We start from the raw sequence: 14557 nt of genomic DNA, 5'->3' as shown, positions 1-14557 counted from the left end.
GTATGGAATCAGCTTGAGTCCTTAACATAAGCATTTCATTGCTTGATTGCATGTTTAACTGTCCTACTATGTTAAGTGTGCCAGTACATCTTAGAAGAATTTACAATAAGGAGTTAACCGTGAGTCAGACTAACAACACATCCGGTGGTAAATGTCCAGTTATGCATGGCAGCCATACTTTATCTGGGTCTTCCAATACAGATTGGTGGCCCAACGCACTAAACCTTGACATTCTTCATCAACATGATGTCAAAACTAACCCACTAGGCGAAGACTTTGATTATTATCAGGAGCTTAAAAAGCTTGATGTTGAAGCACTTAAGCAGGATTTGAGGGCGTTACTGAGTACTAGCCAAGATTGGTGGCCTGCCGATCATGGTTTTTATGGTGGAATGATGGCACGTGTCGCATGGCATGCAGCAGGTTCATATCGACTACAAGATGGTCGTGGTGGTGCAAGTACAGGTAATCAGCGATTTGCGCCTCTTAATAGCTGGCCTGATAACGCAAACACAGATAAAGGGCGTCGTATTCTTTGGCCTATAAAAAAGAAATATGGCAACAAAATTTCGTGGGCTGATCTGATTATATTGGCGGGAACCATTGCCTACGAAATGGCTGGACTTAAAACCTTTGGATTTGCCTTTGGTCGCAAAGATATTTGGCATCCTGAAAAAGATATCTATTGGGGTGCTGAGAGAGAGTGGCTTGCGCCGTCCGATGATCGTTATGAAGCCGTTGAAAAGCCTGACACTATGGAGAATCCATTGTCAGCTGTTCAAATGGGTCTTATTTATGTCAACCCAGAAGGCGTGAATGGCAACCCCGATCCACAGGCAACCGCTCATCAGATCCGTGAAACATTTGCTCGAATGGCAATGAATGATGAAGAAACCGTTGCATTAACAGCTGGTGGCCACACCATTGGTAAAAGTCATGGTGGTGAATCAGCGGATAACGTAGGGCCAGCTCCTGAAGATGCTGATATTGCAGATCAAGGGTTGGGTTGGATGCCTAAAGGTAAGCGCGGAATTGGTCGTAATGTTGTTGCTGGTGGGCCAGAGGGAGCATGGACAACGGACCCTACTAAATGGGATATGGGCTTCTTCGATATGCTATTTGGGCATGAGTGGGAACTAACTAAATCCCCTGCCGGTGCCAAGCAGTGGAAGCCTGTAAACATTAAAGAAGAAGATATGCCTACTGATGCAGAAGATTCAAGCATTCGAGTTATGCCTCTGATGACTGATGCAGATATGGCAATGAAAGTAGACCCTATTTATAACGAAATTTGTCAGAAATTTATGGCTGATCCAGAGTACTTTTCGCAAACGTTTGCTAAGGCTTGGTTCAAGCTAACTCACCGCGACTTAGGCCCAAAATCTCGATATGTTGGTCCAGATGCGCCAGAAGAAGACTTGATTTGGCAAGATCCAATTCCAAAGGGAGCTTCCAACTACGACATTGGTCACTTGAAATCACTCATAGCTAACAGTGGCTTGAGTATTCAAGATATGATTAATACTGCATGGGACAGTGCTCGCACATTCCGAGGTTCAGATAACCGAGGTGGTGCAAATGGTGCTCGTATTCGTTTGGCACCACAAAAAGATTGGCTAGGAAACGAGCCGGAAAGGCTGCAACGAGTTTTAGCCATCCTTGAGCCTTTGGCAGAACAAGTTGGTGCTTCAATTGCAGATACTATCGTCTTGGCTGGTAACGTAGGTGTTGAAATGGCGGCTAAAGCTGCTGGAGTAAATGTTTCTGTACCGTTTCAGCCTGGTCGTGGTGATGCAACAGACGAAATGACAGATGTAGAGTCTTTTGAAGTGCTTGAGCCGTTAGCAGATGGGTTCAGGAATTTTATCAAGAAAGATTATATTCCTGCGCCAGAAGAAATGCTGTTAGATAGAGCGCAATTAATGGGATTGACTGCTCCAGAAATGACGGTGTTAGTCGGTGGCTTACGTGTTATTGGTGCGAATTATGGTGGCAGTAAGCACGGTGTATTTACCGATAAAGTAGGTGTGCTTTCTACTGACTTTTTTGACGTGCTAACAGACATGTCTTACAAGTGGGAGCCTGCTAGTAAGTCTCATTACAATATTGTTGATCGTAAGTCTGGACAAAATAAATACACTGCGACTCGAGTAGATTTAGTATTTGGTTCAAACTCTATACTTCGAGCTTATGCTGAAGTTTATGCTCAAGATGATAATAATGAAAAATTTGTTAATGACTTCGTGAACGCTTGGGTAAAAGTCATGAATGCGGACAGATTTGATTTAAAGTAGTTGTTTAGGATTAAAATAAAGCACCTCAATTACCCTTGGGGTGTTTTAATCTGGAAGAACTAAGCAAGGCATGATCAAAAAATTAATTCGATTATTGCTTTGGTTTATAAATAAAAAAGGCCTATCGGGACTGTCCGATAGGCCTTTTTTCTTTTAAGCAAAAATTACTTTTCTGAAGTTTCTACTTGGCTCTCAGTTGTTGCTTCAGTTTGGTGTGCTAAACGAGGGTCATTTTTAACACGGCCAGAGCGACGTTGACGACGTTCTTGAGCTGCTTGCTCGCGTTTTTCAATTAGCTCTTGCTTAGCCTTTTCTTGTTGCTCAATAAGGGCTTGTGGAAGCTCTACAGGTGCTTTTTGCTCAGTCGCAGGCTTGTTGACCTTTCTTCCGCGGATAGGGCGCGGTTGACGAATCTTTCTACCTGTTTCAGGAGTATTTTCACCTTTAGATGATTCTACTGCTTCAGCTTTCGTCGGCTCAGTTTCTGCTAGATTTGCTTCCGTTGTATTGGATTCCTTAGCATTAGGTTGCTCTGCTGTATCCTCGGTCGAACTTTTAACCTCACTTGGGTTTTCATTATCTTGTGCTGCACTCTGAGCGTCGCTTTCGGTAGTGGCTTCGCTAACGGGTGTAGTCGGCTTAGTTGCCTCTGCCGTCGTTACACTTTCAGTCTTAGCGTTATCTTCAGAAACCTCAGAAGACTGATTAGACTTAGCGGGTGTTTCAACTTTAGCGTCTGATGCTTTTGAGTTACTGCCAGCCTTTTGATCAGCTGTAACAGAAGCTTGAGCTTCCGCTTCGCTGTTTTCAGTTTCCTGATCAGAGTCTACGACTGCTTTTTCAGGAGTGGCTGTCGTGCTGCTTTCTTCAGTAGTATCTGCTTTGGCAATCTTATTCATGCCGGCTTTTACAGACATCTTAGGCTTAGTAGGTTTTTCTTCAGCAGTTTCACTTTGTTCAGCTACTTCACTCGTTGCTGAAGTGACTTCTTGAGTTGAGTTCTCTTTGGCTGAAGTGGTCTCTTTTACCTTCACTTCTGTTTCAGTAGTAGGTGTTTCAGCCGTTTGCTCGGTAGCATTTTCCTGTGTCTCAGGTGTTGCTTTAGCAGCATCATCAGACTTGTTGCGACGAGAGCGACGAGAGCGACGAGGTTTGCGCTCCGTTGAGCTACTTTCTTCACTGCCTTGATTTGAAGCAGAAGTCTCGGCGTTTTGAGTTTGCTCAGCTGCTTGTTTAGCGTCTTTCGCTTCTTGTTCAGCTTGCAACTGTTGCTGTTGAGCTAGCTCAACTTCGTCTTTGAGCTTGCCGTTACGGCGCTTGTTATCGTTACGGTCGCGCTTACGCTCTTTAACTTCTGGCTCTGGTCGACGTGCTTTTACCTTAGGTGTAGAGTCTTTGCTCTGCGAGTCTTTGCTCTGCGAGTCTTTGCTCGTCTTTTCACGCTGTTTGTTACGGCTATTGTTCGTTTCTTTATTAGACTCTTGTGCTTCTGCTTGGGCACGACGAGACTGACGAGTTGACTTAGGTTTCTGGTGCTCGCTGTTGTTGTGATCTTTTTGTGCTTGGTCGCTGTTTTGGCGAGAAGGGCGGCGATCACGCTGGCGGTTGCGAGAAGGCTTGCGTTCATCAGATGATTTTTCAGAAGCCTTCTTATTATCTTTTTGAGGTGCTTTTTCTGCTTTGTCAGACGCCTCGGTGCTTCCGAATAATGCGCTCAACAAACGTTTGAAGAAACCTGGTTTAGCAGGAGATTTCTTCTCGGTTTCTGTCGGCTCTGGAGCAGGGGACGCAGGTGAAATACTGGTTACTGCTGCCTGCTGACGAGCATGCTCATTTGCCTTGCGTGGCTCGTAAGGAGGCTGAGCGGGCTCTTCAACCAGTGTATAGCTGCTGTCGTCTTGCGCGATGACTTCGTTGTCATCACGAATTCTCTCAACTTGGAAGTGAGGGGTTTCCATGTGAGGATTAGGTACCAAGATGATATGAACATCGTTACGCTTTTCTATTTTGGCGATGTTGGTGCGTTTTTCATTCAACAGGAATGTTGCGACAGACACTGGCAGGATAGCGCGAATCTGTGCGGTACGCTCTTTGGCGCATTCTTCCTCAATAAGGCGCAGAACAGAAAGCGCTAGGGATTCAACGTCACGGATAAACCCTTGTCCGTTACAGCGAGGGCAAACGATACCACTGGTTTCGCCAAGTGAAGGGCGAAGGCGTTGACGCGACATTTCTAGTAGACCAAAACGTGAGATGCGTCCGATTTGCACGCGCGCTCGGTCGGCTTCAAGTGCCGCTTTCATGCGGTTCTCAACTTCTTTTTGGTTGCGTACAGGTGTCATATCGATAAAGTCGATAACAACTAGGCCGCCAATGTCACGAAGACGCAATTGACGTGCGATCTCGTCAGCGGCTTCTAAGTTGGTTTGTAGTGCTGTTTCTTCAATATCTCCGCCTTTCGTTGCGCGAGCAGAGTTGATATCAATAGAAACCAAGGCTTCTGTAGGGTCGATGACGATCGAGCCACCTGATGGCAGGCGAACTTCACGCTGGAAAGCTGTTTCGATCTGAGTTTCGATTTGGAAGCGGTTAAATAGTGGAGTAGGTTCTGTATACAGTTTGATGCGGTTTTTAAAGTGTGGCATTACCTGCATAACGAAGTTAAGGGCGTCTTGGTAAACGTTCTTTTCGTCGATCAGCACTTCGCCAATGTCATCGCGGAGGTAGTCGCGAATAGCACGGATCACGATGTTGCTTTCTTGGTAAATCAAGAATGGAGCAGGGCGATCAGCTGCGGCTTTGGTGATCGAGTCCCAAAGTGTTTGTAGGTAATCCAAGTCCCACTGAAGCTCTTCAGTTGAACGGCCAACACCTGCAGTGCGGACAATCAAACCACCATTATCTGGAACATCAAGACCAGACATAGCTTCTTTTAATTGAGTTCGGTCGTCACCATCAATGCGGCGTGAAATACCACCAGCGCGGGGGTTGTTTGGCATCAAAACCAAGTAGCGACCCGCTAAGCTGACAAATGTTGTAAGCGCCGCACCCTTGTTGCCACGTTCTTCTTTGTCTACCTGTACGATGACTTCTTGTCCTTCAGTTAGCACATCCTTGATGTTAAGGCGGCCGTCTGAATTGGATTTTTTAGAGAAGTAAGTTTTTGATATTTCTTTGAGAGGGAGGAAACCATGACGCTCTGCGCCGTAGTCTACGAAAGCGGCTTCTAAGCTAGGTTCAATGCGAGTGATTTTGCCTTTATAGATATTTGCTTTCTTTTGTTCACGAGACCCTGATTCGATATCTAGATCGTACAGGCGCTGCCCATCCACTAACGCAACGCGCAACTCTTCTTGTTGAGTTGCGTTTATTAACATTCTAATCATTAATGCTGACTCTTTCTAATGATTCGGTGAATGCTAAGTTCATGAAATGTAACGAGAATTTTGAATTGGCGGTCGCAATCAGGCACAATTTAAAGGCTCGCCACAAAGGCCAAAAATCGCCATGGCGTCGCTCTTTTCTGTGTTGCTGTAATACGTGTTTCAACTATCGGCCAACATGAAAGGTGCTGATCTTGAAAGCGTCTTCAATGGTAAACTGTTACACCCACGAACCGACTCACTGATTCATGCGGTTTATTATATAAAAATTAACTTTTTGCTCAGAGGTAAGAATTCACCAAAGTGTCGCTTTGGTATTGGCTATTCATTCGTTACAATTACTTCTTCGAGGCTTTCTGTTGCCTCTTACCCTCTGCGGTTTTGAATATAACAGTAAAATCTAAGTGCTTCAATTACATAGGAAACCATTCTTTTGGCAGCTAGTGAAATTAATGGCGTATCAGAGCGCCCACAGGTACGTTTTGTAACCATTGATGAGAATAATCATGGTCAGCGTATCGACAACTTTTTGGTGACCTTCCTTAAAGGAGTGCCCAAGGGGAAGATCTACAACTTGCTGCGTAAAGGTGAGATTCGAGTCAACAAAAAAAGAATAAAGCCTGATTTTCGTTTAAGTAATGAAGACGTAATACGCATTGCGCCAATTGTTGTGGCTCAGCCATCGGATAAGCCCACGGTGGCAGAAGGTTTAAAGCAAGAAATCGAGAGTCGCATTGTATTTGAGGACAAAGGCCTGATTGTGGTGAATAAACCATCTGGCTTAGCTGTTCATGGTGGTAGTGGGCTAAGCTTTGGTCTGGTTGAAGTTGTTCGTCAGATGCGCCCTCAAGAAAAGTTTATAGAGTTAGTGCATCGTTTGGATCGCGATACCTCAGGACTAATCATGATCGCAAAAAAACGAAGCGTGTTAAAAATGCTGCATGCTGCCTTGCGCGAGAAAGAAGGCGTACAGAAGACGTATAATGCTTTGGTGTTTGGTTCTTGGCCGAAGCGAAAGTTGCAGGTCAATGCACCGCTTCTTAAAAATGAACTTAAATCTGGCGAACGTGTCGTGAAAGTTCATACGGATGGCAAAGAATCTTTGACTCGTTTCAAAGTGGTGCGTAACTTTGAAGGTTATACATTAATAGAATGTGAGCCAGTCACAGGGCGTACTCACCAGATTCGTGTGCATACGCAATTTGCAGGTTATCCAATTGTTGGAGATGATAAATATTCACCTAATGAAGCGAATGCAGAAGCAAAGCAACTCGGTTTTAAACGTTTGTGCTTACACGCTTCTCGATTAGTGATTGATGACTACGATGGTCAAAAGCTAGTGTTAGAAGCGCCGATTGAAGATGCTTGGAAAGAGGCGATGCAGGCTCTCCCAAGTAAGTTTTGATTTGATCCTGTATTGATTGATTTAAAAGCCGCAGCATAACGAATGCTGCGGCTTTTTTGCATTCTAGGAGGTAATTACCTTTTAGGGCAACATGATGGTGGCTTCGCCCGTCACAACTTTCTTGCCTTCTACTGTACAAACAGTTTCCAGCACGGCGCGACGGCGACGTTCATTCAGCTCTTTTACAGTTACCGTAGTGGTCACCGTTGCGCCAATAAATACAGGGGCGCGGAACTTCAGTGATTGCTCTAAATAAATACAGCCAGGCCCAGGTAATTTTGTGCCGATGGCTGCTGAAATGAAGCCGGCAGTCAGCATCCCGTGAGCAATGGGTTTTTCAAAGCTGGTAGTGGCAGCATAGTCTGCATCCAAGTGAACGGGGTTGGTGTCTCCTGTTACTTGGGCAAAAGCTTGTACATCTTGTTCTGTAACAACTTTTTCAAAGCTTGCGTTTAGGCCTTCTGTTAATTCTTCGAATGAGTAGCTCACTATTAAGTCCTTATTTCTATAAATGGCGCTATGTTACACTTCAATCTGTTGTAACTTAAGTGCTTTGGCGCTATGAGTGTTGTATTTGTGATAAGGCCTTTAATTAAAGTCGTTGGGCGAGTGGAGAAGTTTATGGCGTGGAATGAAGAAGACGATAAAAGTACCGTAGAATCCGAGGTCAGAGTTCAAAAAACTGTCTCGGCATCTGGTGGCACGTCAGATAGTGTTGTTGATGCATTAAAAGAAGTGCTTGGAGCTCAAGTAGTTGAACGTCGCCGAGCACGCCGATGGAAAATATTTTTCCGATTTGTTTATCTAACGATTTTTATTGGCATTATATCCGCGGCATTTATGAATGCCGAGATAGACGAAGTGAAAATGAGCGATAGTGTTGCTGTCATTCGGATGCAGGGGACGATAGGCGCGCAAAGTGAGGTGGACGCAAACGAATATGTTCCTCTCTTTGATGATGTCTATGCGGATTCGCGTAATAAAGCTGTATTGATTGAAATGAATAGCCCTGGAGGCAGTCCAGTACATGCGGGAATATTACATGATGTCATCATGAAATATAGACAGCAGTTTCCATCGATACCTGTCGTCGTGGCAGTAGAGGATATGGCGGCTTCTGGTGGTTATTACATCGCATCAGCGGCTGATAAGATTGTTGTGGATAAAGCGAGCTTGGTTGGCTCTATCGGTGTTATCTCTGGTGGTTTTGAAGCTAGTGAACTGATCGAAAAGCTAGGTGTAAAACGTCGCTTATTTACCGCAGGAGAGAATAAAGGATTCATGGATCCGTTTTCGCCTATGTCAGAGCAGGCTCAAGAGAGTTGGCAGGCGGTGTTGGATGAGACGCATCAACAGTTTATTAATGCGGTAAAAGAAGGGCGTGGTGATCGTTTGACAAACGATCCGCAGATGTTTACTGGTATGGTATTTACTGGGGCACAGGCATTGCAGAATGGGTTGGCTGATGAGCTCGGTTACGCTCAAAATTTATTGAATACAGAGTTTTCGGGTCTTACGCCTGCTTACTATACGCCTTACCAAGAGCCATGGGAGAAGGTGGCCAAGCAGTTAGGTGTGGAGCTATCGGCAAGTGTTAAGTCCTGGCTTTATGAACTGCGTTAAACATTATGCCTTTACATAAATGCCAAACGGAGCCTAGGGCTCCGTTTTTGTGTCGATTAAGCAAGAGGGTTCATGCCAAGCTGTCGCAGGCTCTCGCATGTTTCAATTAAAGGTAGTCCTACCAATGATGTGGGGTCTTCTCCTTCCATCTTTTCAAACAAAGCAACACCAAGGCCTTCACATTTAAAGCTGCCTGCACAATCTAGTGGCGACTCAAGGTCAATGTATCTCTCAATTTCACATGTGCTTAACTCTCGAAAGCTTACTTTAAACTCAGACAAAATGTATCGGCTTTGCTGAGATAGGGCGCTGTAAGTGTAAAGACCAGTCAGAAACGTGACGGTGTTGCCGCTAAAGCTTTGAAGTTGTTCACAGGCTTTTTGTTTGGTTAGAGGCTTGCCTATGATAATGCCATCGAACGTTGCACACTGGTCTGATGTAATTAAGACACTATTATCATCCAGCTGGCTTTTGAGTGCCTCAGCTTTTGCTTTAGTGATCCGCTCAATGTAATTCTCAGGAGTCTCATCTGGTAACTGATTTTCGTCGATATCAGGAGAAAGTGTGGTGAATGGGATTTGAAGACGTTTTAAAAGGCTTTGACGGTATTTTGAGGAAGAGCCTAAGATCAATTTTTGTGTCATATGAAGCCTGCAGTGCCTTGATTTGTCGAAAAAATAGCTAAAAATTAGAATTGCACGAAATAATACGTAAAAAATGCCATTTCTGCCTCAGTATTCTTTGACAAGAATGGTCCTTGGCAATATTATTCCCCGCCATGTTGAATGACACATTACCTAAATACTTTGACCCTCGTAAATATGCTGCTCAAGAAGTTGCATTAGAGGGGCGTTTACCACTCAGTGTGTTTCCGGAGTTGAGCGCTGCTTTAGCGTCAAATGAAGGGGATGCGTTAATTCATCTAAACTTTAGAGTCGATGAAGATAGGCGCTACATTGCGACTGGATCCATTGCTGCAACCGTTCAAGTTGAGTGTCAACGATGCTTGGAGGCTGCGCCAGTTGATCTGGAGGTTGATCTGTGTGTGTGCTTCGTTTATGACGAAGACCATGCTAAGAACATTCCTAGCGACTATGATCCCGTTGTCATGACCGATGGTGAGGTCGTTCTCGCTAATATGGTTGAGCAAGAGTTACTTCTCGCTTTACCTATTGTTGCCTATCACGAAGAAAGTGGTTGCAACCCAGTAGCTCTAAAGTATGCATCGTCTACCGATGACGCACCGGATGACGAAAATAAACCGAATCCATTTAGTATATTGGCCGAATTAAAGGCTAAGAAAAATTAGGAGCTCCAAAAATGGCAGTACAAAAAAGTAAAGTGACTCGTTCACGTCGCGGCCAGCGCCGTTCACACGATGCACTATCTAACCCAACTCTATCTGTAGAACAGACTACTGGTGAGCTACACCGTCGTCACCACGTTTCTGCAGACGGTTTTTACCGTGGCCGTCAAGTTGTTACTCCTAAGGGTGAGTAATTAGATACCCCCAATGATTAGGGTAGCTATTGACGCTATGGGCGGGGACTTAGGTCCCCGCATTGCATTCCAAGCAACAGAAAAAATTGTTGCCGCCTTTACAGACGTTGAGGCGCACTTCTATTTTGACCCTCAGGAATTAGACCTTCCTGCTGAGTCGCCTTCTTCTCGAATTATTCCTGTCGCTTGTCACGATTCTGTATCCAGTATGGAAGTCGTCGATCGTTCATTGTTTAAAAGAGTGGATTCGACCATATATCGTTCTCTGGCTGATATGTCTGAAGCTAAGACTGATGTAGTGGTGACGTTTGGTAATACCGCAGCCATGGTGGCGCTTGCACGTCACATCGTTGGTTTGCTTAGACCAAAGCTTTATCCAGCTTTAATTCGAGAGATGCGACCCAATCCGCTTCGTTGTTTAGTAGATTTGGGGGCGAATGTACATTGTGCTGCAGAGATGTTGAATGGCTTTGCCTTACTAGGTGCTTCCTATGTGGAAGCGCGAAGTGACAGTGAAGCAAATGTGGCGCTGTTAAATGTTGGTGTCGAGACGAGCAAAGGTAGCTCTGTTATTAAAGAATGCTACCAAATGCTATCCGAACAAACATGGCCTAAGTTTTCGGGCTTTGCTGAAGGGTTTGAGCTTTTTTCAGGTGAGAAGAATGTGATTGTTTGTGATGGCATGGTAGGTAATGCTGTGCTGAAAGCTTCTGAAGGCTTGTTTATGTTTTTGTTGTCTCAGTTGCCAAAGCATTCAATGGATACTTCTGCTATTGAAAAATTGTTGCAGGCGGAAAGTCGGCATGGTGCGTGTTTAGTTGGCATCAAGGGGAATTTAGTCAAAGGTCATGGTCGCTCAGATCTGCAGGCTATGATGGGTGCGATTGAGTACGGTATTGATATAGCTCGCACAAATTTATACAAACGAATAGAAACCAAGTTAACTCAACAGGGGGTGTTATGAACTCTTCATTAGCATTCGTGTTTCCAGGTCAAGGTTCTCAGCAGCTAGGTATGCTGTCTGACTTGGCAGAAAAATACGACATTATCAAAGCAACGTTTGATGAAGCGTCTCAAGTGCTAGGTTACGACCTATGGGATTTGGTGCAGAACGACGCTGAATCTCTAAATCAAACAGATAAAACTCAACCAGCACTGTTAACAAGTAGTGTTGCTCTATGGCGTTTGTGGGGGCAGCAGGGTGGTGATCAGCCTGCTTATGTTGCAGGTCATAGCCTGGGCGAGTACTCTGCGTTGGTGTGTGCTGGTGTGATTGAATTTGCTGATGCGGTTGAACTGGTTAAATTGCGTGGTGAGTACATGCAGCAGGCGGTCCCAGCTGGTGCTGGCGCTATGGCCGCTATCATTGGTTTATCTGATGAGCGGGTTGTAGCAGCTTGTGAGGCTGTTTCCGAAGGCGTGGTGAGTGCGGTTAACTTTAACTCTCCAGGTCAAGTAGTCATTGCAGGTGAAACGGCAGCAGTAGAAGAGGCTATGGCAAACGCTAAAGAAGCGGGCGCTAAGCGTGCATTGCCTTTACCGGTGAGCGTGCCGTCACACTGTAAATTGATGGTTCCAGCAGGTGAGAAACTTGCAGAGCGTTTAAATGCGATTGAATTTAAAGAGCCTGCGATCAAACTGGTTCAAAACGTGACTGCAAAAGCGGTATCGGATGCGGCACAAATCAAATCAAACCTAGTCTCTCAGCTAAGTGAGCCAGTTTTATGGACACAATCTATTGCCTTGTTGAATGAGCTTGGTGTAGAAAAGACAGTTGAATGTGGTCCGGGTAAAGTTTTGACAGGTCTAAACAAGCGTATAGTAAAAGGTTTAGGGGCTGTAGCAATTGGAGATGTAGCAGGTTTTGAAACTGCTGCAGGAATTTAAAATTACTGGAGATAACTTGATGAGCAAGATTGCACTAGTAACTGGCGCGACGCGAGGCATTGGCAAAGCCATCGCTGAAGCGCTAGTCGCTAATGGTATGACTGTAGTGGGTACCGCAACAAGTGAAGCGGGTGCTGCAAGCATTAGCGAATACTTAGGCGATAATGGTAAGGGGATCGTACTGGATGTTTCTAATGACGAGTCAGTAGATGCTGTTATCAAGCAAATCAACGAAGAGTTTGGTGCGCCGACGGTTTTGGTTAATAACGCTGGCATTACGCGTGATAACCTAATGATGCGTATGAAGATGGATGAGTGGGATCAAGTGATCAATACTAACCTTACATCTGTGTTCCGCGTAACGAAAGCGTGCCTACGAGGGATGACTAAAGCAAAATTTGGTCGAGTCGTTACGATCAGCTCTGTTGTTGGCTCTATGGGTAATGCTGGTCAAGCAAATTACTCTGCAGCAAAAGCAGGCCTGGAAGGTTTTAGTCGCTCTCTAGCCGCTGAAATTGGCTCTCGTGGGATCACTGTAAACTGTGTGGCGCCTGGCTTTATTGCGACAGATATGACAAAAGACTTGCCAGAAGAACACAAGGCGAATTTGGTTTCTAAAGTGCCGGCGGCACGTTTAGGGGAGCCCGAAGAGATTGCGGCGGCTGTTGCTTTCTTGGCTTCTGATGCGGCGGGTTACATTACCGGTGAAACGTTACATGTCAACGGTGGTATGTACATGGCGTAATTTGAGTTGAAATTCGTAATGAATTCAACGAAAATACGTCTCCGGTTCATGATGAGAATCACGCCCAACATGTGGGTGTCACTAATTTTTATAATATGCTCAAAGTGAGCTATTGACGAGTAGAGTAGGAACTTCTAATGAGTAGCATTGAAGAACGCGTTAAAAAAATCGTTTGCGAACAACTAGGTGTTAAAGAGGAAGAAGTTGTGCCAGCAGCGTCTTTCGTAGACGATCTAGGTGCTGATTCCCTAGACACAGTTGAGCTTGTAATGGCTCTTGAAGAGGAATTCGACACAGAGATTCCTGATGAAGAAGCAGAAAAAATCACCACTGTACAAGCAGCAATTGATTACATCAACGCTAACTTGTAATACTCTGGTGCACTGAGTTTCCGAAAAGCCGCTCGTATTGTATGTACAGCGGCTTTTCTTATTCATACCCCCTGCATAAAAGGGAGTTTTTCGGAGGAATCATATGTCTCGTCGTCGGGTCGTAGTCACCGGTATGGGAATGGTGAGCCCCCTTGGCAATAACGTTAAAGACTCTTGGGATAATGTAATTGAAGGTAAAAGTGGTGTCTCTTCGATTGAGCACTTCGATGCGTCCCAATTTTCAACCCGTTTTGCTGCGCAAGTAAAAGACTTCGATGCATCGCAATACATGAGCGTAAAAGAAGCTCGGAAAATGGATGTTTTCATTCAATATGGTATTGCGGCAGCAGTCCAAGCAATTGAAGATGCTGGACTAACCCCTGAAACAGTGGATTATCAACGCATTGGATGTGCTATCGGCTCGGGCATTGGTGGTTTACCAATGATTGAGAAGAATGTTGAATTGCTAAATGCATCAGGGCCAAAGCGGATTTCACCGTTCTTTGTTCCTGGCGCTATCATAAATATGATTTCTGGACATGTTGCGATTCGCTTTGGTTTTCAAGGGCCAAATATTTCGATCGTAACCGCTTGTACAACAGGCACTCATAACATAGGTATGGCGGGGCGTATGATCTCGTATGGTGATGCGGATGTTATGATTGCTGGTGGCGCAGAAATGGCGATCACGCCACTTGGTATCGGTGGCTTTGGTGCGGCACGTGCTTTGTCGACACGAAATGATGACCCTAAGACGGCAAGTAGACCATGGGACAAAGATCGTGATGGTTTTGTGATGGGGGATGGTTCAGGTATTCTTGTGCTTGAGGAATATGAGCATGCTATTTCTCGTGGTGCAACTATTTATGCTGAGCTTGCTGGTTTTGGTATGAGTGATGATGCCTATCATATGACTGCGCCACCGGAAACTGGTGAGGGGGCTCTTGCTGCTATGGCTGCATCGCTAAAAGATGCGGGGGCTAAAGCTCATGAGATTGATTATATTAATGCGCATGGTACATCGACACCAATCGGTGATTTGGCGGAAACAGAAGCAGTGAAGGCATTAATGGGTCATGATGCATCGGATGTGGCAATCAGTTCTACTAAATCGATGACAGGGCATTTGTTAGGTGCTGCAGGAGCTGTAGAGTCTATTTTTTCTGTTTTGGCGATACGTGATCAGCTCGTGCCACCCACTATCAATCTGGAAGAGCCAAGCGAAGGTTGCGACTTAAATTATGTGGCTAATACAGCACAAAAACGTAAAGTTGAGTTAGTGCTTAACAATTCGTTTGGTTTTGGTGGAACCAACGGTACATTAGTGTTTCGGAAAATATAAAAAAGCG

The 14557-nt window shown here is 45.0% G+C and carries 13 protein-coding genes; 10 read left to right on the top strand and 3 right to left on the bottom strand.

Translation table 11 applies throughout. From position 1 onward, the window contains the following. The first annotated feature begins 161 nt into the window (after positions 1 to 161). Complete coding sequence (gene katG / locus ACXAC1_RS18525) at positions 162 to 2294, top strand: catalase/peroxidase HPI (RefSeq protein WP_475063858.1); 2133 nt, start codon at positions 162 to 164, stop codon at positions 2292 to 2294. A 164-nt stretch (positions 2295 to 2458) separates the two neighbouring features. Here the strand turns inward: katG and rne are convergent, their stop codons facing one another. Continuing rightward, positions 2459 to 5680 (bottom strand): ribonuclease E, encoded by a 3222-nt coding sequence (gene rne / locus ACXAC1_RS18520; protein ID WP_475063433.1) that lies wholly within the window; start codon positions 5678 to 5680, stop codon positions 2459 to 2461. Positions 5681 to 6110: 430 nt separating this feature from the next. Here rne and rluC point away from each other — a divergent pair, with 430 nt between their 5' ends. Continuing rightward, positions 6111 to 7082, top strand: coding sequence for a 23S rRNA pseudouridine(955/2504/2580) synthase RluC (gene rluC / locus ACXAC1_RS18515; protein WP_475063431.1), 972 nt, complete (start codon positions 6111 to 6113; stop codon positions 7080 to 7082). A gap of 81 nt (positions 7083 to 7163) precedes the next feature. On the opposite strand, the gene ACXAC1_RS18510 is transcribed toward rluC, so the two are convergent. Then, entirely contained in the window at positions 7164 to 7571 is a 408-nt protein-coding gene (locus ACXAC1_RS18510) for a MaoC family dehydratase (RefSeq protein WP_475063429.1), read from the bottom strand. A 132-nt stretch (positions 7572 to 7703) separates the two neighbouring features. Between ACXAC1_RS18510 and ACXAC1_RS18505 the strand changes: the two genes are divergently transcribed. Next, entirely contained in the window at positions 7704 to 8705 is a 1002-nt protein-coding gene (locus ACXAC1_RS18505) for a S49 family peptidase (protein ID WP_475063427.1), read from the top strand. A gap of 56 nt (positions 8706 to 8761) precedes the next feature. Here the strand turns inward: ACXAC1_RS18505 and ACXAC1_RS18500 are convergent, their stop codons facing one another. After that, positions 8762 to 9349, bottom strand: coding sequence for a Maf family protein (locus ACXAC1_RS18500; protein WP_475063426.1), 588 nt, complete (start codon positions 9347 to 9349; stop codon positions 8762 to 8764). Between the two features lie 113 nt (positions 9350 to 9462). Between ACXAC1_RS18500 and ACXAC1_RS18495 the strand changes: the two genes are divergently transcribed. From ACXAC1_RS18495 to fabF, 7 genes are all read left to right on the top strand, one after another. Next, positions 9463 to 10014 carry a YceD family protein gene (locus ACXAC1_RS18495; RefSeq protein ID WP_233401630.1) on the top strand — a complete coding sequence of 184 codons (552 nt, stop codon included), beginning with the start codon at positions 9463 to 9465 and terminating at the stop codon, positions 10012 to 10014. 11 nt (positions 10015 to 10025) lie between these two features. Next, entirely contained in the window at positions 10026 to 10205 is a 180-nt protein-coding gene (rpmF, locus tag ACXAC1_RS18490; RefSeq protein WP_067209547.1) for a 50S ribosomal protein L32, read from the top strand. 13 nt (positions 10206 to 10218) lie between these two features. Further along, entirely contained in the window at positions 10219 to 11169 is a 951-nt protein-coding gene (locus tag ACXAC1_RS18485; protein WP_475063424.1) for a fatty acid synthesis protein, read from the top strand. Continuing rightward, complete coding sequence (gene fabD / locus ACXAC1_RS18480) at positions 11166 to 12092, top strand: ACP S-malonyltransferase (RefSeq protein ID WP_475063422.1); 927 nt, start codon at positions 11166 to 11168, stop codon at positions 12090 to 12092. The genes ACXAC1_RS18485 and fabD overlap by 4 nt, the downstream gene beginning before the upstream one ends. Positions 12093 to 12111: 19 nt before the next feature. Then, positions 12112 to 12837 carry a 3-oxoacyl-ACP reductase FabG gene (fabG, locus tag ACXAC1_RS18475; protein WP_475063420.1) on the top strand — a complete coding sequence of 242 codons (726 nt, stop codon included), beginning with the start codon at positions 12112 to 12114 and terminating at the stop codon, positions 12835 to 12837. Between the two features lie 137 nt (positions 12838 to 12974). Continuing rightward, positions 12975 to 13208 carry an acyl carrier protein gene (acpP, locus tag ACXAC1_RS18470; RefSeq protein WP_055462884.1) on the top strand — a complete coding sequence of 78 codons (234 nt, stop codon included), beginning with the start codon at positions 12975 to 12977 and terminating at the stop codon, positions 13206 to 13208. Between the two features lie 103 nt (positions 13209 to 13311). After that, on the top strand, positions 13312 to 14550 hold the full coding sequence (fabF, locus tag ACXAC1_RS18465) for a beta-ketoacyl-ACP synthase II (RefSeq protein ID WP_475063418.1): 1239 nt from the start codon (positions 13312 to 13314) through the stop codon (positions 14548 to 14550). The last annotated feature ends 7 nt before the right edge of the window (positions 14551 to 14557 follow it).

The sequence above is a fragment of the Marinomonas sp. AWM4_232 genome (assembly GCF_056158325.1).
Note: the sequence above shows the minus strand (reverse complement) of the source record. Positions and strands in the feature narration are given on the sequence as shown.

Coding starts and splice junctions, on each gene's coding strand:
- rpmF (WP_067209547.1), top strand. CDS start 10,026: ATGGCAGTACAAAAAAGTAAAGTGACTCGTTCACGTCGCGGCCAGCGC.
- ACXAC1_RS18485 (WP_475063424.1), top strand. CDS start 10,219: ATGATTAGGGTAGCTATTGACGCTATGGGCGGGGACTTAGGTCCCCGC.
- fabF (WP_475063418.1), top strand. CDS start 13,312: ATGTCTCGTCGTCGGGTCGTAGTCACCGGTATGGGAATGGTGAGCCCC.
- acpP (WP_055462884.1), top strand. CDS start 12,975: ATGAGTAGCATTGAAGAACGCGTTAAAAAAATCGTTTGCGAACAACTA.
- rne (WP_475063433.1), bottom strand. CDS start 5,680: ATGATTAGAATGTTAATAAACGCAACTCAACAAGAAGAGTTGCGCGTT.
- fabG (WP_475063420.1), top strand. CDS start 12,112: ATGAGCAAGATTGCACTAGTAACTGGCGCGACGCGAGGCATTGGCAAA.
- katG (WP_475063858.1), top strand. CDS start 162: ATGCATGGCAGCCATACTTTATCTGGGTCTTCCAATACAGATTGGTGG.
- ACXAC1_RS18505 (WP_475063427.1), top strand. CDS start 7,704: ATGGCGTGGAATGAAGAAGACGATAAAAGTACCGTAGAATCCGAGGTC.
- ACXAC1_RS18500 (WP_475063426.1), bottom strand. CDS start 9,349: ATGACACAAAAATTGATCTTAGGCTCTTCCTCAAAATACCGTCAAAGC.
- fabD (WP_475063422.1), top strand. CDS start 11,166: ATGAACTCTTCATTAGCATTCGTGTTTCCAGGTCAAGGTTCTCAGCAG.